Source organism: Flavobacterium sp. JAS (genome assembly GCF_020991455.1).
Lineage (GTDB): Bacteria > Bacteroidota > Bacteroidia > Flavobacteriales > Flavobacteriaceae > Flavobacterium.
The window spans coordinates 389038-409204 of the sequence record NZ_JAJMOX010000006.1; the positions used below are offsets into that span (position 1 = coordinate 389038).

Genomic DNA, 20167 nt, shown 5'->3' on the forward strand with positions numbered 1-20167 from the left:
ATTTGTTTTGGCAGTGCTAAAATAGTTTTTTTATACTAAATATGGAATCAGAAAATGCAATTTCAAATAAAAAAACTCTGATAATTTTGGTCATAAACCAGAACTACCAGAGTAAGTAAGAATTAGGATTGCTGTCCTTGAATACTTGTCTTATAAGTACTATTTTTTAGAAATTTCGACAAGAACTTTTTTTCCATTTTCGTTTGTTGGATCAAGTTCTACTGATTTTTTATAATTTGTAATAGCCAGTGTTTTATCTCCATCAGCCAGATAAGCTTCGCCTAAACTGTCATAAGTATTGCCTGATTTAGGAAAAGTTTCTACATTAATTTTAAAAACTTCTATAGCTTCTTTCTTTTTTCCGGATTGTAATAATTGATAACCCACTTGGTTTATGTCATTTTCTTTAATGCCATAAGTAGGATCGTTTTTCAATTTTTTATAAGTATCTGTTCCAATTGCAGCTCCTTTTTGTGTGTAAACATCCAAGAGTTCAAATGCCAATGATTTTTTAGGTTGATCATAAGCCTGATCGTACAAGATTGCTCTAATAGCACTATTCATTTCGCCTAAAACAGTTCCGCCGGTATTGTTCAATAAAACAACTAAGTTTTTATCAGCAGGAATGCGTGAAATCACTGTATTAAAGCCGTTGATTCCTCCACCATGTTCTACGATTCTTATTTTGGTAGTACTCTTTCCAATGGTTTCTTCATTGGTAAACCACCCGTATCCATAAAAATCATCTCCGCCTGCAGCAATATATGGTTTAAACATAAGGGCCATTGATGCTGAAGAAAGTAATTTGTTGGTATAAAGTGCCTGATCCCAAAGATATAAATCCTCGACAGTAGAATATAAAGAACCCGCAGCATACGGAAGACTCATATCGATATATGAAGCATTTACAATTATTTTACCTTTTTTCTCATAACCCGCAGCTCTGTTTTTTGTGATAATATCACTGTGATCATAACCTGTATTTACCATATTTAATGGAGTAAAAATAGTTTCCTGCAAATTTTGCTCGTATGATTTTCCGGTGATTTTTTCGATAATGTATCCCAATACAAAATACCCCGAGTTGCTGTAACTGAATTTTTCGCCAGGAGTAAAGTCAAGAGGCATACTCGAAAATGTTTTTACAAACTCTTCGGGAGTATATGGATTTCGGCTTACATCTTTAAAGAAATTTGGGAAAGAAGTATAATTCGGAATTCCTGAAGTATGTGTTAGTAAATGATGAATCGTGATTTTATCACCATTTGCTTTCGGATAATCCGGTAAGTAAGTTGTAATTGGCACATCGAGTTTAATTTTTCCTTCTTCGGCTAATTTTACAATTAGTAAAGAGGTAAATTGTTTGCTGATTGAGCCTAATCTAAATTTAGTATTGCCTTGATTTGGGATGTCCCATTCCATATTAGCAAAACCGTATCCTTTTTTCAGAATAATTTTTCCGTTTTGAGATACAAGCGCAGATCCGTTAAATTGTCCGTATTCGTTGTATTTACTCAAAAGCTGGTCTATTTGTTTGGCCTTATCCTGAGCGTTAATAGTGATTGTGAAAAATAAAAGAATTGCGCTGAGTGCAATAAGTTTGATTGGTTTTTTCATGATGATTGATGATTAGTAATTAAGATTATTAAAACGTTGTTTGATTTTTTGATTGGATGACTGAAACTCTGTAAACGTTTGTAATTTAATTTGTTAAACGAAATTACAAATTAAAGCAAAGTTTTTAACGATGCTTTAATCTTAATAGACAACAAAAAGATCATTTGGTTTCAGTTTTAATCAATTTTTTTTCAAATACGTTTGCTAATGCGGAATTACAACAGGTTTGAAGAGCTATTTTTTAATAGGTCTATGCTCGTAACTAACAATTCTTTTTAATTTCCAATCATTACCAGTTCGTTCCCAAATATGAACAAACTTTCCGGTGCCTTCCGGTTTACCATCAAAATAGAATGTATGTTCGCCCAATTGCACAGCTCCAAAATCACCTAATTTATCAATTGTGCAGGAGTTTAATTTTCGGGTCAGTTTTTTAGCCATCACACATTTTGAGATTAAAGATTTTATCTCATTTCCTTTAGAAGTATTTAATCCGGAGCGGTCATCGTAAAATTCGATGTCGTCGGCAATTATTTTTTTGAAAAGCGTAGTGTCGCATTGATTGAATGCAACTGAAAAAAGCAAACTATCCATTTTGATAATTTCTGTTTTCAAAGCAGCCATTTTTAGAACTTCATTGTTCGTTTGGGCAAAAACTACTTGAGTTAAAAATAATAGTATAAGGATAAATAGTTTTATCATGAGTTTCATAATTAGGATTTTGTTAATGCCTGATTTTTTTGACTTGTGCTTATTTCGTTTCTATCTCAATTATTTTCTTTCCGTTTTCACCCAAATAATGATTCACTATTTTTTCATAAACCTTATAACCATCGTCAACATTGGTAAAAATAACCAAACCTTGTTTTGTCTTCGGAAGTAATATTACAATGGTCTGAACGCCTTTGTCTGCGCCGCCGTGAGATAATGCATAATCATTGTTTCCTAAATCATAGATTTCAAATCCAAGTCCAAAGTATTTGTTTTTCTTCGTTTCGACCTGATGTGAAGTCATATCGTCAAAAACTTTTTTGCTTAATCCGTCGCTGTTCATTACGCTGCACAAAAATGTTCCGTAATCTTTAATCGTCGTTAATAAATCATCGGCAGCGTTTGCTGTATTATTTTTAGTAGGCTCATAAGCATTTCCTTTATTGTCATAATTAATGGCATATCTTGAAAGATCGATTTTATCATTCCAGATCATTTGTGTATCGGTCATTTTTAGAGGCTGAAAAACTAATTCATTCGCCAGTTGATCTAATGTTTTGTGGAATTTCTTTTCAAGCGCTCTTCTCAAATATTCTAACCCTTCGCCAGAATATTGATATTTTGTGCCGGGTTTAAATTTAAAATCCAGTTTGCCTGATTCATTCATAAATCTCCAATTCGGGAAACCCGTTTGATGGCTTAGGATAATTCTTGTTGTTAAGAGTTTAGTATTTGGATCATTTGCAATATCCGGATCTGTCCAATATTTGTAAAGTGGTTCATCAAGATCCCATTTTCCTGCACTTACGAGTTTCAAGGCAACTATTGCCGTTACAGGTTTTGTCAACGAAGCAACATTCCAAATCGTGTTATATGGCGCTGTAATTCCTTTTTTAAGTTCGCCAAAAACTTTTATTTCCTGTAGTTTTCCGTTGTTGATAACGCCAATTCCCAAGGTTGGAACATTGTTTTGTGTTAACCATTTTTGAATTTCCTGATCGTTATCAAAAAGATCCGATTTTGTGCCTGCCGTATTAGTCTCTTGATGATCATAACTAAAAGATCTTCTCAATTTCCAAACACCATTTTCTAAAAGCCAGACATGGGTAAATCGTGCCGTGCTGCCAAATTTTTCTTTTGCATCTGCAAGAGACTCATTTTTCCCAACTGATTTTTCGTAAAATTGATGAATACCCATTTGCATTGCACCATACAAAACACCTTTATTATAAAGCGGATATATTTCAGTACTATTAGGTACTAAATATCTTCTGGCTCTATAAGTGTCGGTCGAGCGGCACAAGCCCTTTTTAAGATTGGTTAAAAAAACAGCTTTGTCAGAAGGGCCGTCTTTATCGTGATAAAATTCAAAGTTCTCGCTATAAAGATTTTCAAACTGAGATACGTCGCAAGTATTAAAGCCGATATTAAAAAGAAGGCTATCTTTTGACATTATAGTTTTGTACAATTCTGAGTTTTTTTCTTCTTGAGAAAAGCCAATTTGAACTTGAAAAAGTAAGATTCCAATTAAAATTGCTTTGAAATGGAAGAATGATTTGTTGATTTTCATTTGTGATTGATTTGATTGATGATTTTGCAATATTAGTTTAATCATTACTCACAAAATTGTACAAATGCGAAATCTTATCTTTTTTGTGAAAGAAAATACAAACTTGAATTGAACATTTTTGGAGTTGTTTTGGTCACATCTTTAAACTTTTTTATAAAATGCGACTGATCAAAATATTTATTATAAAGTGCCACATCGGTTAATTTTAGTTTTTCTAAATCAGAATTCACCATTTGATCGACCGATTTTCTGAATTTCAGAATCTGAATGTAATTTTTAATCGTAAGTCCGGTTGCGGTTTTAAACTTAATCTGCAGCAATCGTTGAGAAACATTTAGGCTTTTCCCGATTTCCGAAACCGTAATTTCTTCGTTGTGAAATTTTATAATCTCGCAAATTTTTTCGATTTGGTTTTTAACAGGATTTGAAAAACTTAATTCTTCAAAATAAGTATTCAGTGTATTTATTAATTCCGAAATATCGCTGTTTAAACCCGAATCAATTTTAGTTTTGAAAGGCAATTCGATTTGATCGATTTTGAGAATAGAATCTGTAAAATTGCTCAAATCATAAATAGGAAACATCGAAAGTGTCCAAGCGTGCAATTGTATTATCGTAATTTTAGTTTTGGGCTGAATATTAACCAAAACTTTATTGGTCATTTGCGAACAGAAGTAAAAACCTTCGTTCATCGTGTATTTGTTCTTACTTGTATGAACTTCAATCGCATTTCCGCTCACAATTGCGAGATTAAAACAGCCGTTAGGTAAAACAAGTTTGTTTTCGATAAGGCTTTCGCCGATGCTGTTATCGAGATACCAAATTTTGTTGACAAACCGCTCGCAATTTTCACTTACATAATATTCTGAATATAGGTTCATTTGGAGATTATTATGTTATTGAATGATTGTTTGGCTCTTATTTTTTTCCTGTAAATAATTCTACGCTTGATGTTTTCTTAAAAGGCTCAGTGAAAAAACTCATTAAAACCAGATTAAAAAGTTCCGGTTTTTCATAAGCACCAAAATGAGTAGCGCCGGGCATTACGAAGAAGTTGGAATTTTCAATATTATTGAAGATTTTTATCGAATGCTCTAATCTTATAACATCTCTGTCGCCGGACATAATTAAAACAGGGCATTTAATTTTTTGCAAATCTTTCTCACTAATGTTGGGCTGATAAGCTAATAAAGTATAAAGATTTTTGGTATGAGGATCTTTTGTTGTTTTTAAAGTGTCCATAACCATTTGATCAATTTCGTTAAAAATAGCTTTTTTACCAGGAAATATATTGGCACCAAAAGTGGCTACTTTAGCTGTTTTATCTGGATGATTAATTGCTAATAAAAGGCCCAGAATTCCACCATCGCTCTGACCCCAAATATTAGCGTTTTTAATTTTAAGAGAATCTAATAAAACACTAACATCATCAGCCATTTGAACATAATTCAATTGTTTATTTGAATCGTCGATAGATTTTCCATGACCTCTACTATCAATGGCTATAACCTGAAATTTTTGCTTGAAATATTCAATTCGGCGTGTATGACCTTTAATCGAACCGCCATTGCCATGAAGCAAAACCAGAGGCTCTCCAGTTCCATAAACTTCATAATACATTTTAAAGCCGTTGATTTCTTTATAATGTCCGGCTTCGGGATTGTTTCCATACGGAGTTTTAATTTCTGCCTGCGCAGAAATCTTTGCAAAAGTTAATAGGAGAATTGCAAATAGAAGGATTGATTTTTTCATTTGGTTTGATTTTGATTGATGATTTTTGGAGTGATTAATAATGATATTACTCAAGGCTAAAATACTATTTTTTTCTTTAGCTATTATCTAACGTTCGTTCTGCTAATTTCCTGAAAATATTCTCGCTTAGTATTTTCCCATTCCTCCAAAATCACACTATAATAAACATCATCTTTACTTTTTCCTTCAGAATCGACATAATTGTTTCTAAAGATCCCTTCTTTAACCGCACCTAACTTTTCAATTGCTCGTTGTGATTTTTTGTTCTCCAAATCAGCGCTGAATTGTATTCTTTTGAATTGTATGTTTTCGAAACCAAACTTTAATAATTCATATTTACAAGCTTTGTTTAAACCCGTTCCTTGGAATTCTTTTCCGTGCCAAGTCCAGCCAATTTCGCATTTTTGACTTGTGTGGTTTAGATAACCATAACGTGTACTTCCGGCAACTTTGTTTGTGGCTTTGTCAATGATTAAAAATGGATAACAAATCCCGTCGGCTTTTTGTTTTAAGGTGTTTTGAATGTAATTTTCGAAGTCATTATCGTTTAGAACGTACATTCCCATATATTTCCAGATTTCATCGTCGAAAATGATTTCTTTTAGTTCGATGTTTCTTTCGTTTTCAAAAGGAAGTAATAGTGCTTTTTCGTTTTCCAGAATAATGTCTGATTGTAATAATTTGTTGTTCATAGGATTGGTTTGGTTATAGTTTTGCCACAAAGCCACAAGGGCGTAAAGTTTTTTCAAGCAGATTTTGCAGATTGAGCAGATTTTTTTTAATCATTTTAATATGTGGCTATAAAAAAAACTTGGCGCCTTTGCGTCTTTGCGAGAAATTCACTTTGTCTTCGCGAGATTATATCTTTAACGAAAGTAATCTTTTTCGGATTTCTAATAAATCATTAAAAACAGGATTTTGTTATGAAAACAAGTACTGCATGAGTGATAGAAGCAGTATCTCCCGATTTAGAAAACAAGGCTTTTTAGTCGTAGTTTTTGTTAATCGGGAATATAGCCGAAAGCCCGACCCGCTTTTTTCCGCGGGTCATGCCCATATAAATCATAAATATTTCCTTTATTTTTAAGCTCTTGTAGAATTATTACTTATTTTTACGATCTTATATTTAGATTTTTCTTGATGCAAACTTCACTAAAAATTGCTGTTGTAGGTTCTGGATTAGTAGGATCACTATTGGCAATTTATCTTAAAAAAGCAGGTCACACCGTTCATGTTTATGATCGTAGTCCTGATATTCGCAAAATTAATTTTTCGGGTCGTTCTATTAACCTGGCTATGTCTAATCGTGGATGGAAAGCGCTTGATGGCGTTGGCGTTGGTGATTCGGTGCGGGAAATCGCAATTCCGATGGACAAACGTGCGATTCATTTGGTTGATAAACTCAATTTTCAGAATTACGGACAGGAAGGTGAGTCGATTTATTCGATTTCCAGAGGAACTCTGAACAGGAAAATGATTGATCTTGCTGAAGAAGCGGGAGCGGAGTTTTTGTTCGACCAAAAAATCTGGGATGTAACGTTAAGCGATGCTACTTTGCATATTGGCGAAACAGAAAGAGGAGAGTGGGAGGAGAAAAAATATGATATGGTTTTTGGTGCCGATGGTGCTTTTTCGAGAATCAGACACAGAATGCAACGTCAAAGCATGTTTAATTATTCGCAGGAATTTTTGAATATGGGATATAAAGAATTAAATATTCCGGCAAATGCCGACGCTACACATAAATTAGATAAAAATTCATTTCATATTTGGCCGAGAGGAGAATATATGTTAATCGCACTTCCTAATTTAGACGGAAGTTTTACATGTACTTTGTTTATGCCTTTTGAGGGTGAAAATTCTTTTGCTTCGTTGATAGATCGTAAAATGGTGGAGGATTTCTTTACGAAAAATTTCCCTGATTCAATTGAAGTGATTCCGAAGTTGGCAGAGGATTTCTTTAAGAATCCAACAAGTACTTTGGTAACGATGAAATGTTTCCCTTGGACTTATGAAGATAAAATTGCTTTAATTGGAGATGCCTGTCATGCTATTGTTCCGTTTTACGGACAAGGAATGAATGCAGGTTTTGAGGATATTACGGTTTTACACGAAATGATTGAAAAATATGGAGATGACTGGAAAAAGATTTTCTCTGAATATCAAATCTCACGTAAACCAAATGCTGATGCAATTGCTGAACTTTCGTATCGCAATTTCATGGAAATGAGCACGAAAACGGCTGATGAAAAATTCTTATTACAAAAGAAAATAGAAAAAGCATTCTCTGATAAGCATCCTGATAAATGGATTCCGCTTTATAGTCGTGTAACTTTTAGTGACCGTCCGTATACCGAAGCTTTGGCTATTGGAGATTTCCAAAACGAGATCATGGAAAAAGTTTTACGAACTGATAATATCGAAAACATCTGGAACACTCCTGAAATCGAAAATAAGATTCTCGAGTTGTTGCAGAAATAAAATTCAATGTCAATTACAATATCAAAATTCAATTTAAAATTTGACATTGATATTGTAATTGATTTTTGATATTGAATTTACTTCTTGAACATTTTTGACAATACACCAAAAACACCTCTGATAAAAGTAGCACTCGTTACGACTTTCAATACAGATTTTCCAACAACACTTGCTGTGCTTGGTTCAGATTTTGAGGATCTTGTTGGCACTTCCTCTTCTTGCTCTGCGCTGGCTTGAACTGCATCGGCAATTTTTTTGTTCAGCATTTCGTAAGCGCTTTCGCGATCAATTTCTTCAATGTATTTTTTAACGAGTTTCGATTTGTTGTTTATTTCTTCGATTTCGTCAGCGGTCAAAATATCCATTCGACTCATTGGTGCGCGCATCATTGTTGCAACAAGCGGCGTTGGAATCCCTTTTTCGTTAAGCGCTGTAACCAAAGCTTCTCCAATTCCTAAATTAGTCAGTAACTCATCCGTTTTATAATAAGGAGAAGTAGGATAATTATCGGCAGTCTTTTTTATCGCTTGTCTGTCATTAGCGGTAAAAGCTCTAAGTGCATGCTGAATTTTTAATCCTAATTGTGCCAAAACTCCGCTTGGTACATCCATTGGATTTTGAGTTACAAAATAAATACCAACACCTTTTGAACGGATCAGTTTTACGATAGTTTCAATTTGTTCCAGTAAAGCTTTGCTGGCTTCGCTAAAAATTAAATGTGCTTCGTCAATAAAAATGACCAATTCAGGTTGTTCAGCATCTCCTTTTTCGGGCATTTTCTGGTAAATTTCGGCTAGTAAACTCAACATAAAAGTCGAGAATAATTTTGGCTTGTCCTGAATATCCGTCAAGCGGATGATATTTACGTAACCTTTTCCGTTTTCGTCAATACGCATCAAGTCATCTGTTTCAAAAGATGTTTCTCCAAAAAACAAATCTCCGCCTTGTTGTTCCAGTTCAATTATCTTTCTAAGAATTGTTCCGGTCGTCGCAGTCGAAATCTTCCCATAACTGGCTGCAATTTCATCTTTGCCTTCTTCGGTAATATAATTAATGACTTTTTTAATGTCTTTTAAATCTAATAAAGCCATTTGATTGTCATCGCAATATTTAAAGATAACAGATACTACTCCGGCCTGAGTATCATTTAAATCTAAAATACGAGAAAATAACACAGGGCCAAATTCAGAAACCGTAGCACGAAGGCGAACTCCGTTTTGTTTTGATAAAGACATCAATTCAACCGGAAAAGAAGCTACATTATAAGGTATGTTTATTTTTGTATGTCGCTCTGTAATAAAACCTTCCTCTTTTCCTTCTTTGGCAATTCCGCTAAAATCTCCTTTTATATCCATCATCAAAACCGGAATCCCAGCATTTGAGAGTTGCTCAGAAAAAACCTGTATTGTTTTTGTTTTCCCGGTTCCGGTAGCGCCTGCTATCAATCCGTGGCGGTTTAAAGTTTTTAGGGGAATTTTGACGTGTGCCTCAGCTATTGGCTCTCCATCTAAAATAGCGCCTCCTAGAATGATGCTATCACCTTTAGATAAATAGCCATTGTTTATATCTTGAATGAAATTGTCTTTTTTATTCATGTTTTTATTTGTAATTTAGATGATTATAAGAGTATTGCTTTGTTTTTTAACATTTTTAGATCGTTTTTTTTAGTAAGAAAAAGCTTTTTTCGATTGAAAATTATATAAAAAATAATTTCGCAACTTTTTAAGAAGATATCAAAGGAATGTTTGAATATTTACTAAAACGTTGTAATTTTCCCATTAATCGTCCTTTTTTTTGTTTTATCTAGAAAATGACGTGGGCAATTTAATGAGATATTTTTTAAATTGACGTTAAATTTCGTTCAATTAAATTAAAAAAAGTTTTTTTATTTAAACTAAACGTATAAATTTGCTCCTCTACAAGTTAAATATAACTAAAAAATAAAATTATTTAAAACTATTAAAATTAAAAAAAATGGCAAACGTTAAAGTTAAAAAAGAAAGCACTTCAAATGGAGGAGGAATGATTACAGGAATCATTATTGTTGCATGTATTTTAGTTGGGGTGTTTCTTTGGAAAGTAGTTATGGGAGATACTGCTAACTTCGAAGGAGGAGATGCAGAAAAAGGTCATCCACTGAATTTATTAGGTACAGTATATAAAGGAGGTTTTATCGTACCAGTATTATTAGGTATGCTTTTAATGGTTGTTGTTTTCTCTATTGAAAGATTTATCGTTATCGGTAAAGCTGCTGGAAAAAGTAACTTAGATGCATTTATGAAAAATGTACAAGGAAGTATCAAAGAAGGAAACATCGAGGCTGCTATCGCTTCATGTGACAAACAACAAGGTTCAGTTGCAAATGCAATTAAATCTGCTTTGATTAAATATCAAGATGTTAAAAAAGAAGGTTTCAACAGTGAAGAGGCTTCAGAAGTAATCCACAAAGAAATCGAAGAGGCAACTTCATTAGAAATGCCAATGTTAGAAAAAAACATGACTATTATCTCTTCTTTAGTATCATTAGGAACTTTAGGTGGATTATTAGGAACTGTATCAGGTATGATTAAAGCGTTTGGTGCGTTAGCTTCTGCTGGAACTCCAGATCAAGCTGCTCTTGCAACAGGTATCTCTGAAGCACTTATCAACACTGCAACAGGTATCTCTACTTCAATCTTAGCAATCGTTTCTTATAACTTCTTTACTGCTAAAATTGATGATTTAACTTACTCTATCGATGAGGCAGGTGTTACTATCGTAAACACTTACAGAAGATTCAGAGGAAGTTTAAAACAATAATTAATTTTTGATATTATAATTAACTAGTTTAATTATATCAAAATAAAAATAAAAAGAGAATGGCTAAATTAAAAATGAAAAAAAAGTCAACATCGACAGATATGACTGCCATGTGTGATGTTGCGTTCCTTTTGCTTACGTTCTTTATTTTGACCGCAACTGCTAAGGTGCCTGAAGCACTTCCTGTAGATATGCCTGCTTCTGTTGCTGAATTTAAATTGCCTGATACTGATTTGGCAATTATTACAGTAGGAAAAGGGAAAGACGGGAAAAGCAAAGTGTTTTTTGACATCAAAGGAAGAGAGATTCGTAAAAAAACTCTTGAAGGAATGGGTGCAAAATTCGGTGTGACTTTTTCAGAAGATGATAAAACTAAATTTGCTTTAATGGATGACTTCGGTGTTCCAGTTGCAAATTTAAAGCAGATCATTGCTATGAAAGCGTCTGATAGAGTGAAAGCAGATCAACCTGGTATTCCAATCGATTCTTTAGATAATCAATTAAAAGAATGGTTGCTGGTTTCAAGAAGAGCTGCAATTGACATTGATGATAAAGAATTGCAGATTGCAATAAAAGGCGATGCTAAAGAACAATATCCACAAATCAAAAAGATTATGGATATTTTACAAGATCAGAAAATCAATTCCTTTAACTTAGTTACAGGTACGAGAGGAAAAGACTTTTAATTAAAAAAGATACACTAAAATGGCTGAATTAAATACCGGCGACGGTGGTGGCGGAAAAGGTGGTAAAGTAAGAAGTAAAAAGCAAAATTCTAAAGTAGATTTAACTGCGATGGTAGATTTAGCTTTCTTATTGATCACATTCTTTATGTTGACCACGACGTTGTCAAAACCTCAATCAATGGACTTGTCTCTTCCAGATAAAGATCCGGATGATAAAACTCCACCGGTTAAAGTCGATGAGAATCGTACAATGACTGTGATGTTGGGAGAAAATAATAAGATGGTTTACTATATGGGATTATTGGCAACTCCTAAGGTTGGTCCAAAAGATATTGCATATGGAAAAGATGGGATTAGAAGAGAATTGTTGAAGCAAAAAAGAGAAGTCTTAGCTTATTCTGCATCTTTAGGGAAACCTAAGAATGGAATTATAGTTATTATCAAACCAACTAAAAAATCAAATTACCGTAATTTGGTTGATATTTTAGATGAGATGGCTATTACTGGAGTTTCTACGTATGCAATTGTACCTGAATTTTCTCCAGAGGAAACAAAATTAATAGATAAACAAAATTAATTTTGTTGTAATACACTAAAATCAAGAAAAATGAAATTAGATATAATTAAAAATCAGTGGCTTGATATCGTATTCGAAGGGCGTAATAAGATATATGGTGCATATGAGTTAAGAAAATCAAACGGTAAAACTACCGTTAGAGCTCTTATCATAGGTTCTGTTATTTTTAGCTTTGCTGTTGCAGCTCCTCTTATTGCTAGTTTTTTGCCAGATTCTTCTGATGATGATGTTAACAACAATGTTAAGATCGCGACAATAAAGCTACCTCCTAAAAAAGAGGAAGTAAAGCCTAACCAACCACCACCACCACCACCACCACCAAAAGTGGATCAGGTGAAGTTTGTGAAACCGGTTGTTGCTAAAGCAAATGAAGTTACTGAAGATCCTCCAAAAATTGAGGAGCTTAAAGATAAAAAAGTTGGTTCAGAAACTATCAAAGGAGATCCGGATGCAGTTTTAACTGTTGATGAGCCAGTAGGTACTGGAACTGCTGCAGTAGTTGAAGAAGATAACCAAGTATATAACACAGCTGGTATCGAAGTAAAACCAGACTTCCCTGGAGGAATTGAAAAATTCTACAAATTCGTAGGAAACAATTACAAGACTCCGGAAGAAGAAGGTTTAAAAGGTAAAGTTTACGTTACGTTTGTAGTTGAAAAAGACGGTTCATTAACCGACATTAAAGTTTTAAGGGATATCGGTTATGGTACAGGAGCAGAAGCAATTCGTGTTCTTAAAAAATGTCCAAAATGGACTCCTGGCGAGCAAAATGGTAAAAAAGTTAGGGTTCTTTACTCTCTTCCTATTACTATTCAATCTGCAGAATAATGTTAAAAGATATGCTTAATAATATTCAGAAGAAATCGCTCAAAGAGCGATTTCTTCTTGTTTTAGGAATACTGTTTTTTTTAATATATCTTGTGCTGGGTTTAATGATTATGTTTTGGGAAAAGCTTCCGTTAGACTGGGAGCCAAAATACAGATATGCTTTTGGTGGTTTGTTGATAGTATATTCGGCAATACGTTTTTTGAGATTAATTAATTCAAACGCAGAGTAATTATGTTAAAATATAGTAGAGTTTTTGGTTTGGTTGTTTTTGTCTTTTTGTTTGCCATGTGTAACCAAAAAAGCAAGAATGATTCTAATAAAGAAACAATCTTAAAAGGAAAAATGGATATTACAGTTGATGAAACTGTAAAACCAATTGTAGATGACCAAATTGCTGTTTTTGAAGGAACTTATTATGAAGCTCATATTTCTGTAACACCTAAGTCAGAAGCAGAACTTATAAATGATTTGTTAAATTTGAAAGCAAAGGTAGCTGTAACAACAAGAGATTTAACTAAAGAGGAAAAAGCTAGATTTGAAAAGAATAAGATAAATCCGAGAGTTACTTCATTCGCAGTAGATGCAATTGCTTTAATTTCAAACAAGAGCAATAATGATACATTAATTGCGTTGAAAACTGTAATCGATTTTATGCAGGGTAAATCTGATCCGAGAATTAAAGGTTTGGTATTTGATAATCCAAATTCAAGTACAGTGCGTTATATGAAAGAATTGGCTAAAGTGAAAAATATTCCCGCTACAGGTGTTTTTTCTTTTAAAACTAACGATGAAGTTATTAAATTCGTTTCTGAGAATGATGGTATGATTGGGGTAGTTGGCGTAAATTGGTTATCACAACCTTCTCCAAGTATGATTGAGGCGATAAAAAAAATCAATATTTTAAGTGTAAAAGGCTTAAATGATGATAAGTATTATGATCCAAGTCAAAGTGATCTTATATTAAGGAAATATCCTTTGGCACGTGATTTGTATATTATCAATTGTCAGGGATATTCAGGTTTAGGAATGGGCTTTGCTTCATTCATTGCTGGAGATATTGGTCAACGTATTGTTTTGAAATCTGGATTGATGCCAGTTAGAACACCGGGAAGAAAACTTAAGATTAGAAGTCAAATTATAAACGATAAAGAATAAATTAATTACAATAAAGATGAATAAATTTAAAATTTTTAGTCTTGCCTTAGTTGCTTCAGCTTCTGTAGCAAAAGCGCAAGATATCAACCAAGCTAAGAAGGCAATCGATGCTGAGCAATTTGATAAAGCAAAATCATTATTAAAATCAATCATTAAAGCTAAACCTTCTGATGGTGAAGCTAATTTTGTTTTAGGTAATATTTACTTAAATCAAACTATTGTTGATTCTGCTAAAATTTATTACTTAAATGGATTAGAAGCAGCGGATAAGAAAAACTTAAATTATATTGGATTAGGTCAATTAGATCTTGATGCTAAAAATGCAGCTTCTGCTAAAGCTAATTTTGATTTGGCAGCAAAAGATATGAAGCGTAAAGATGTAAATGAATTTATTTACATTGGTAGAGCTTACATGAATTCTACAAGTCCTGATTACACAAATGCTGTTGCAATTTTAAAAAGAGCTTTGTTAATTGAGCCACAAAATGCTACTGCACTTTTAGCGATCGGAGATGCTTATCACGGGGCAAATAATCAAAATGATGCTTACAAAGCATATCGTGATGCATTTACTGCAGATCCAACGCTTTTGAGAGCAAAAATGCAATTGGGTGTTCTTTTAAAAGGTGCTAAATCTTATGAAGAAGCTATTAAATCTTTCAATGAAGTTATCGCTTTAGATGCTAATTATGGTCCTGTTTACAGAGAATTAGCTGAAACATATTACAAATGGGCTAGAAACAAACCATCTACTCAACAAGTAAATTATCAAAAAGCAATTTCTAGCTACGAGAAGTATTTGAGTCTTACTGATTATTCTTTGGATTCAAGAATGCGTCATGCTGATTTCTTGATTTTAGTAAAAGATTATAAAGCTCTTGAAACTGAAGCTAACAAAATGATTGAGTTGGATAAAGTTAATCCTAGGATTTACAGATATTTAGGATATTCAGCTTATGAAAATGGAAACATTGATGTAGCTATTAAATCATTAGAAGATTATGTAAAAGTTCCAACAAATAAAGTAATTGCAAAAGATTATTTATATTTAGGATTCGCTAAAATCAAAAAAGGAACTGGTGCTGACGGTGTAGTTAATACAGCAGCTTTTGATGCTGGTTTAGCTGACATTAAAAAAGCTGTAGCAATGGAGCCTTTGGCAGTTGAAGATCTTGGAGATTTTGGTAAAGATCTGTTTACTAAAAAACAATATACTCAAGCTGCTGCTTTATATGAGTTAAGTGCTACTAATACAGAATCTAAAAATTATTTGAACGATAATGTATATTATGGTATCTCACTTTACTATGCAAACGCAAATAAAGAAAAAACAGCTATTGACGCTGCTGGTTTAGCTAAAGCTGATGCTGCTTTTGATAGAGTTTTGATTGCTTCTCCAACATACGATGAGGCTTATTTATACAAAGGTAGAATCAACAACTTATTAGAAAAAGATGAGTTAATCATTAAAAACTACCAAGAGTATATCAATAGAACATCTGCTAAAGGTGCTGAAGAATTGGCAAAACCTGCAACAGTTAAAAAAATTGTAGAATCTTATAATAGTATCGGAGCAAGTTATGCTAATACTGACAAAGCTAAAGCTGTTGAATATTTCAATAAAACTTTAGTTTTAGATCCTACTAACGCTTACGCAACACAATCTGTAAAAGCTTTAAAATAATTAAAGACTTTTAATTAAATATAAAAACCGATAGTTCAAAGAGCTATCGGTTTTTTTTGTTCCGTATTTAATTGACTATCTTTGCACTTTAAAATAAAATAATGTTATCAAAAGAAATACAATTAGAAGTTAATAAAGGAGCAATGTTGCCTTTGATGGAAGAGTTTTATACAATTCAGGGAGAAGGTTTTCATACAGGAACAGCTGCATACTTTATACGAATTGGAGGTTGTGATGTTGGTTGTCACTGGTGTGATGTGAAGGAGAGTTGGAATGCTGAATTGCACCCGCCAACAAGTGTTGATTTAATTGTGAATAATGCTTCAAGTTATGCGGATACTGTTGTAATTACAGGTGGAGAACCATTAACTTGGGATATGACATTGTTAACGCAGCAATTGAAAGATAAAAATTTAAAAGTTCACATAGAAACCTCAGGAGCTTATCCGTTAACCGGAACTTGGGATTGGATTTGTCTTTCGCCTAAGAAAAACAAATTACCAACTCAAACTGTATACGACAATGCACATGAATTAAAAGTGATTATTTACAACAAGCACGATTTTATCTTTGCTGAAGAACAAGCTGAACTTGTAAATGATAAAGCAATTTTATTTCTTCAGCCAGAATGGAGTAAAAAAGAGGAAATGACGCCGTTGATTGTTGATTATGTAATGAACAATCCTAAATGGAGGGTTTCACTTCAAACGCATAAATATTTAAATATCCCTTAAGTATTAAAAAAACAAAAGATCTCTTCGTCCGAAGAGATTTTTTGTTTTTGGTAAATAATATACAATGTGTAAAAAAGATACAGCTTCTTAATTATTGCCAGTTTTTGTATTTTTTTAAAGAAGTAATGTGTGCCAAATGATGATTCCCATGCCAAGCATAAGTTCCAATAAGTTGCTTGATTCTATATTCAGAATTGTTTTCCGGATGAATGAATGATTTTTCTAAATCAGCTTCTGATAAATTCTTCATTATATAAGCTAATCTAAAATGCAAACCTTCTAATAAAGCTAGTGTTGGTTGAATTGGCATATTTAAATTGTCATGTAATTCAGACCATAAAACTTCGTCGTAAGCTTTTATTACGGGATTATTTTCAGTTAATGCCCATTTTATTCTAATATAGCAATTCATGTGGCTTTCGGCACAATGATGAATGACCTGTCGAACTGTCCATCCGCCAGGACGGTATGGAGTGTCTAATTGTTCATCCGTCAGATGAGTCGTTTCTTTTTTTAATTTTTCAGGAAAAGATTCGATTTCTGCAATTTTTTCTGCAATATACTCAGAGGTATACTCGTGTGGGAATTCAAATTTTCCTATTGGATACTTTAATTTTTCTAAATCTAACTTTTCCATGATTGCAATGTTTTACTTTTAAATAGAAAGTTTGGCTAAATAATCATAATGTTCACCCTCCAAAATAAGTTCACATTTAAGTCCGTTTGCGATTGCTGCATTCTGCAGTGTATTATAATCTAAATACAACCAATCAAAAGGCTCTTCTTTTTCTCCTTTATAAGAAATGTTGAAAACAAGTTCTCCGTAATAATCATTATTTGACGGAATCCATTTTCCACCGTCCTCATCTTCATCAAACATATAAATGATATCTGAGCTGTCTATTAAAATTTGCCCACCAGGATTTAAAAGAGATTTTAGTTTAGATAAATATTTGTTGCAGTTTTCCAGTTTTCCAAAAATCCCTGTTCCGTTCATCAATGAAATAATTGTATCGAATTTTTCACCTTCAAAGTCTAATATATCTTGAACTTTAGTGTTCTTTACACCTCGAAGTTTACAAGTCTCGATTGCTTTTTCGGAAATATCAATCGAAATAACCTCCAGATTGCGATCATTTTGTAAAGACAAACTATGGCTTCCGGCTCCACATCCAACGTCCAAAGTTTTTCCGGTCGCTAATTGTAGTGCTTTTTGCTCAATTTTTGGCATTTCATTATAAGAACGGAACAAATAATCAACGCTCATTTCATCTTCTTCAGAAATTGAAGTTTCTGTAAGCAGATTTTTGGGTGAATTATTGGTTTGAAAGTCGAACATCGCTTTCCCAAATAGATCTTTCATTTTAATTTAGTTCAAAGTTTAAGGTTTCAAGTTTAAAGTTGCTTAATTTTGCAGATCAACTTTAAATTTTAAACTTGAAACAAATTTTAAATAACTTAAATAAGTTAGCCAAAGATAAGCATATCGAAAACAAAAAGTATTTTGATAAGCTGAAAAAGAAACAGCCTAAGAATTTAGATTACGTTATGCAGGATTTGCATGATGCTGAATTTATGAAAACAGACTGTTTGCAATGTGCCAATTGCTGTAAAACAACCGGGCCTCTATTTACTTTGGCTGATATTGAAAGAATTTCAAAATCTTTCAGGCAAAAGCCGCAACAATTTATCGAACAATACCTCAGAATTGATGAAGACAAAGATTATGTTTTAAAAAGCGTTCCATGTACTTTCTTGGATAATGAAAATTATTGCATGATTTACGATGTTCGCCCAAAAGCATGTAGAGAATTTCCGCATACAGATCGAAAGAAATTTCATCAAATTACTGATCTTACCCTAAAGAATGTTGCTATTTGTCCTGCGGCATATAATATAGTGGAAGAAATGAAAAAGAAACTGCCTTTATAAGCCTTAAAGTTTTTGTAATTGTTTTTTAGAAGCAAAATATTTTTACTTTTTTAAATGTAATTTTGATTTCGATGAATAAAGCAATGTCATTATAATAATTAATACAAGACAACTGAAAATTTGAATTTAGAATATTTCATAGCCAAAAGACTAATTACTGCCAAAGATTATAAAAGCAGTATTTCTTCGCCTATTATAAAAATTGCTATTTCGGCAATTGCAATTGGTATTATTATGATGCTGGTTTCAGTTGCTACCGGAATCGGCTTGCAGCAAAAAATACGAGATAAGGTTTCCGCTTTCAACGGTCAGGTTATTATTTCGAATTATGATAATAATAATTCGGAGGTAACTTTGATGCCAATTTCTAAAAAACAGGATTTTTATCCAAATTTCAAATCAGTTCCCGAAGTAAAGCATATTCAGGCAATCGCGAGTAAAGCGGGAATTATTAGAACCGAAAATGCTTTTGAAGGAATTATTTTTAAAGGAGTTGGTGCCGATTATGATTGGAATAATATAAAAGAATATCTTGTTGAAGGAAGATTGCCAAACTTCTCACAAACATTAAACGAAGAAGTGATAATTTCTAGGTTTCTTGCAAATAGACTTAATTTAAAATTAGGAGATAGTTTTAATACCTTTTTTGTAAAAGAAGAACAAGGTAAATTACCAAATAGCCGCCGATTTAAAATTGCTGGTATTTTTAATTCAGGATTTCAGGATTTTGATGCTACATATATAATAGGAGACATTCGTCATATACAAAGAATTAATAAATGGAGTCCGGATCAAGTTGGAGCGTTTGAGGTTTTTGTAAATGATTTTAATGATATTAAAAAAGTCGGTAATCAAATTTACGAACAAACACCATCGAGTTTAGATACCAAAACGATAATTGAGAAATATAGTTATATTTTCGATTGGCTTCAGCTCTTCGATTTTAATATAATAGTTATTCTGGCGGTCATGATATTAGTTGCAACTATAAATATGGTAGTGGCATTATTGGTTCTAATCTTAGAACGCACACAAATGATTGGAATTTTAAAAGCAATGGGAGCAAATAACTGGACCGTCCGAAAGATATTCCTCTACAATGCCTTCTATTTAATCATGCGTGGATTGTTTTGGGGTAATCTAATTGGTTTATTGCTTTTGTTGATCCAGCAGCAATTTGGTGTAATTGCACTTAACCCTGAAAATTACTACGTCAATCAGGCACCTGTGTATTTAAATTGGGGTTATGTAATCTTGCTGAATTTGTTAACGGTAACAGTTTGCTTTTTAGTGCTGTTAATTCCGTCCTATATTATAACGAAGATTTCTCCAGTCAAAGCGATTCGTTTCGATTAATTTTAAAGATACATTATGTAACCCGCCAGTTTCGATTGTCGGGTTTATTTTTGTCCTTATATATAAGGAGAAGTAATTTTGTCCAGCTGAGTGTCCCGAGACTTCGGGAGAAGCAAGCTCAACATTAGAATTTGTAATTTAAGATTTGGAATTTCATAAAGATTAGGAGCTATTTCCCGCTATCCGTTCCAATCTTTTGTGCCGAACAAGGATTTCCACTTTTATCGGGGCTAGGGCATAGGTTTTCAGAAGGGAAATTTAATTCAAGAGAAAAACACACACCC

General features: G+C 33.0%; 20 protein-coding genes. 11 read left to right on the forward strand and 9 right to left on the reverse strand.

Annotated elements, in window-relative coordinates:
• Positions 1-159: 159 nt before the first annotated feature.
• The 6 genes from LPB88_RS11235 to LPB88_RS11260 all read right to left on the reverse strand — a co-directional run bounded on the left by LPB88_RS11235 (position 160) and on the right by LPB88_RS11260 (position 6342).
• Entirely contained in the window at positions 160-1617 is a 1458-nt protein-coding gene (locus tag LPB88_RS11235) for a serine hydrolase (protein ID WP_230715499.1), read from the reverse strand.
• A 234-nt stretch (positions 1618-1851) separates the two neighbouring features.
• On the reverse strand, positions 1852-2319 hold the full coding sequence (locus tag LPB88_RS11240; RefSeq protein WP_230715500.1) for a nuclear transport factor 2 family protein: 468 nt from the start codon (positions 2317-2319) through the stop codon (positions 1852-1854).
• Between the two features lie 49 nt (positions 2320-2368).
• The gene (locus LPB88_RS11245; RefSeq protein WP_230715502.1) at positions 2369-3898 is read right to left on the reverse strand and encodes a class A beta-lactamase-related serine hydrolase; all 1530 of its coding nucleotides are present in this window, start codon (positions 3896-3898) and stop codon (positions 2369-2371) included.
• A 74-nt stretch (positions 3899-3972) separates the two neighbouring features.
• Positions 3973-4779, reverse strand: a complete 807-nt coding sequence (locus tag LPB88_RS11250) for a helix-turn-helix transcriptional regulator (RefSeq protein WP_230715504.1) — start codon at positions 4777-4779, stop codon at positions 3973-3975.
• 37 nt (positions 4780-4816) lie between these two features.
• Complete coding sequence (locus LPB88_RS11255) at positions 4817-5650, reverse strand: alpha/beta fold hydrolase (RefSeq protein WP_230715506.1); 834 nt, start codon at positions 5648-5650, stop codon at positions 4817-4819.
• 83 nt (positions 5651-5733) lie between these two features.
• Positions 5734-6342: a GNAT family N-acetyltransferase gene (locus tag LPB88_RS11260; RefSeq protein ID WP_230715508.1), complete on the reverse strand. Its 609-nt coding sequence runs from the start codon at positions 6340-6342 to the stop codon at positions 5734-5736.
• A 448-nt stretch (positions 6343-6790) separates the two neighbouring features.
• Here LPB88_RS11260 and LPB88_RS11265 point away from each other — a divergent pair, with 448 nt between their 5' ends.
• Positions 6791-8131 carry an NAD(P)/FAD-dependent oxidoreductase gene (locus LPB88_RS11265; protein WP_230715509.1) on the forward strand — a complete coding sequence of 447 codons (1341 nt, stop codon included), beginning with the start codon at positions 6791-6793 and terminating at the stop codon, positions 8129-8131.
• A 77-nt stretch (positions 8132-8208) separates the two neighbouring features.
• Here the strand turns inward: LPB88_RS11265 and LPB88_RS11270 are convergent, their stop codons facing one another.
• Positions 8209-9726, reverse strand: coding sequence for a helicase HerA-like domain-containing protein (locus LPB88_RS11270; protein ID WP_230715511.1), 1518 nt, complete (start codon positions 9724-9726; stop codon positions 8209-8211).
• A 379-nt stretch (positions 9727-10105) separates the two neighbouring features.
• On the opposite strand from LPB88_RS11270, the gene LPB88_RS11275 reads away from it, so the two are divergent.
• The 8 genes from LPB88_RS11275 (at position 10106) to LPB88_RS11310 (ending at position 16595) form a co-directional block, all read left to right on the forward strand.
• Complete coding sequence (locus tag LPB88_RS11275; RefSeq protein WP_230715512.1) at positions 10106-10930, forward strand: MotA/TolQ/ExbB proton channel family protein; 825 nt, start codon at positions 10106-10108, stop codon at positions 10928-10930.
• 59 nt (positions 10931-10989) lie between these two features.
• Positions 10990-11616: a biopolymer transporter ExbD gene (locus LPB88_RS11280; protein WP_230715514.1), complete on the forward strand. Its 627-nt coding sequence runs from the start codon at positions 10990-10992 to the stop codon at positions 11614-11616.
• A 19-nt stretch (positions 11617-11635) separates the two neighbouring features.
• Positions 11636-12193 carry a biopolymer transporter ExbD gene (locus LPB88_RS11285; protein WP_230715516.1) on the forward strand — a complete coding sequence of 186 codons (558 nt, stop codon included), beginning with the start codon at positions 11636-11638 and terminating at the stop codon, positions 12191-12193.
• Between the two features lie 30 nt (positions 12194-12223).
• Entirely contained in the window at positions 12224-13021 is a 798-nt protein-coding gene (locus LPB88_RS11290; protein WP_230715518.1) for an energy transducer TonB, read from the forward strand.
• Entirely contained in the window at positions 13021-13251 is a 231-nt protein-coding gene (locus LPB88_RS11295) for a hypothetical protein (protein ID WP_230715520.1), read from the forward strand. The genes LPB88_RS11290 and LPB88_RS11295 overlap by 1 nt, the downstream gene beginning before the upstream one ends.
• A 2-nt stretch (positions 13252-13253) precedes the next feature.
• Entirely contained in the window at positions 13254-14177 is a 924-nt protein-coding gene (locus tag LPB88_RS11300; protein ID WP_230715522.1) for a PstS family phosphate ABC transporter substrate-binding protein, read from the forward strand.
• Between the two features lie 16 nt (positions 14178-14193).
• The gene (locus tag LPB88_RS11305; RefSeq protein WP_230715524.1) at positions 14194-15861 is read left to right on the forward strand and encodes a lipopolysaccharide assembly protein LapB; all 1668 of its coding nucleotides are present in this window, start codon (positions 14194-14196) and stop codon (positions 15859-15861) included.
• Positions 15862-15962: 101 nt separating this feature from the next.
• Complete coding sequence (locus LPB88_RS11310; protein ID WP_089353140.1) at positions 15963-16595, forward strand: 7-carboxy-7-deazaguanine synthase QueE; 633 nt, start codon at positions 15963-15965, stop codon at positions 16593-16595.
• Between the two features lie 91 nt (positions 16596-16686).
• Here the strand turns inward: LPB88_RS11310 and LPB88_RS11315 are convergent, their stop codons facing one another.
• Together LPB88_RS11315 and LPB88_RS11320 are read right to left on the reverse strand one after the other, a co-directional pair.
• Positions 16687-17232, reverse strand: a complete 546-nt coding sequence (locus LPB88_RS11315; RefSeq protein WP_230715526.1) for a YfiT family bacillithiol transferase — start codon at positions 17230-17232, stop codon at positions 16687-16689.
• Between the two features lie 18 nt (positions 17233-17250).
• On the reverse strand, positions 17251-17958 hold the full coding sequence (locus LPB88_RS11320) for a bifunctional 2-polyprenyl-6-hydroxyphenol methylase/3-demethylubiquinol 3-O-methyltransferase UbiG (RefSeq protein WP_230715532.1): 708 nt from the start codon (positions 17956-17958) through the stop codon (positions 17251-17253).
• A gap of 74 nt (positions 17959-18032) precedes the next feature.
• Here LPB88_RS11320 and LPB88_RS11325 point away from each other — a divergent pair, with 74 nt between their 5' ends.
• On the forward strand, positions 18033-18527 hold the full coding sequence (locus LPB88_RS11325; protein ID WP_230715534.1) for a YkgJ family cysteine cluster protein: 495 nt from the start codon (positions 18033-18035) through the stop codon (positions 18525-18527).
• Between the two features lie 120 nt (positions 18528-18647).
• A complete protein-coding gene (locus LPB88_RS11330) occupies positions 18648-19883 on the forward strand; it encodes an ABC transporter permease (RefSeq protein WP_230715536.1) in 1236 nt (411 codons plus the stop codon).
• Positions 19884-20167 lie beyond the last annotated feature (284 nt).

What these genes read in the sequence shown, in the direction of transcription:
- LPB88_RS11275 (WP_230715512.1), top strand. Translation starts at nt 10,106, where the DNA reads ATGGCAAACGTTAAAGTTAAAAAAGAAAGCACTTCAAATGGAGGAGGA.
- LPB88_RS11245 (WP_230715502.1), bottom strand. Translation starts at nt 3,898, where the DNA reads ATGAAAATCAACAAATCATTCTTCCATTTCAAAGCAATTTTAATTGGA.
- LPB88_RS11265 (WP_230715509.1), top strand. Translation starts at nt 6,791, where the DNA reads ATGCAAACTTCACTAAAAATTGCTGTTGTAGGTTCTGGATTAGTAGGA.
- LPB88_RS11280 (WP_230715514.1), top strand. Translation starts at nt 10,990, where the DNA reads ATGGCTAAATTAAAAATGAAAAAAAAGTCAACATCGACAGATATGACT.
- LPB88_RS11270 (WP_230715511.1), bottom strand. Translation starts at nt 9,726, where the DNA reads ATGAATAAAAAAGACAATTTCATTCAAGATATAAACAATGGCTATTTA.
- LPB88_RS11285 (WP_230715516.1), top strand. Translation starts at nt 11,636, where the DNA reads ATGGCTGAATTAAATACCGGCGACGGTGGTGGCGGAAAAGGTGGTAAA.
- LPB88_RS11310 (WP_089353140.1), top strand. Translation starts at nt 15,963, where the DNA reads ATGTTATCAAAAGAAATACAATTAGAAGTTAATAAAGGAGCAATGTTG.
- LPB88_RS11250 (WP_230715504.1), bottom strand. Translation starts at nt 4,779, where the DNA reads ATGAACCTATATTCAGAATATTATGTAAGTGAAAATTGCGAGCGGTTT.
- LPB88_RS11305 (WP_230715524.1), top strand. Translation starts at nt 14,194, where the DNA reads ATGAATAAATTTAAAATTTTTAGTCTTGCCTTAGTTGCTTCAGCTTCT.
- LPB88_RS11235 (WP_230715499.1), bottom strand. Translation starts at nt 1,617, where the DNA reads ATGAAAAAACCAATCAAACTTATTGCACTCAGCGCAATTCTTTTATTT.
- LPB88_RS11240 (WP_230715500.1), bottom strand. Translation starts at nt 2,319, where the DNA reads ATGATAAAACTATTTATCCTTATACTATTATTTTTAACTCAAGTAGTT.
- LPB88_RS11320 (WP_230715532.1), bottom strand. Translation starts at nt 17,958, where the DNA reads ATGAAAGATCTATTTGGGAAAGCGATGTTCGACTTTCAAACCAATAAT.
- LPB88_RS11295 (WP_230715520.1), top strand. Translation starts at nt 13,021, where the DNA reads ATGTTAAAAGATATGCTTAATAATATTCAGAAGAAATCGCTCAAAGAG.
- LPB88_RS11260 (WP_230715508.1), bottom strand. Translation starts at nt 6,342, where the DNA reads ATGAACAACAAATTATTACAATCAGACATTATTCTGGAAAACGAAAAA.
- LPB88_RS11315 (WP_230715526.1), bottom strand. Translation starts at nt 17,232, where the DNA reads ATGGAAAAGTTAGATTTAGAAAAATTAAAGTATCCAATAGGAAAATTT.
- LPB88_RS11300 (WP_230715522.1), top strand. Translation starts at nt 13,254, where the DNA reads ATGTTAAAATATAGTAGAGTTTTTGGTTTGGTTGTTTTTGTCTTTTTG.
- LPB88_RS11290 (WP_230715518.1), top strand. Translation starts at nt 12,224, where the DNA reads ATGAAATTAGATATAATTAAAAATCAGTGGCTTGATATCGTATTCGAA.
- LPB88_RS11255 (WP_230715506.1), bottom strand. Translation starts at nt 5,650, where the DNA reads ATGAAAAAATCAATCCTTCTATTTGCAATTCTCCTATTAACTTTTGCA.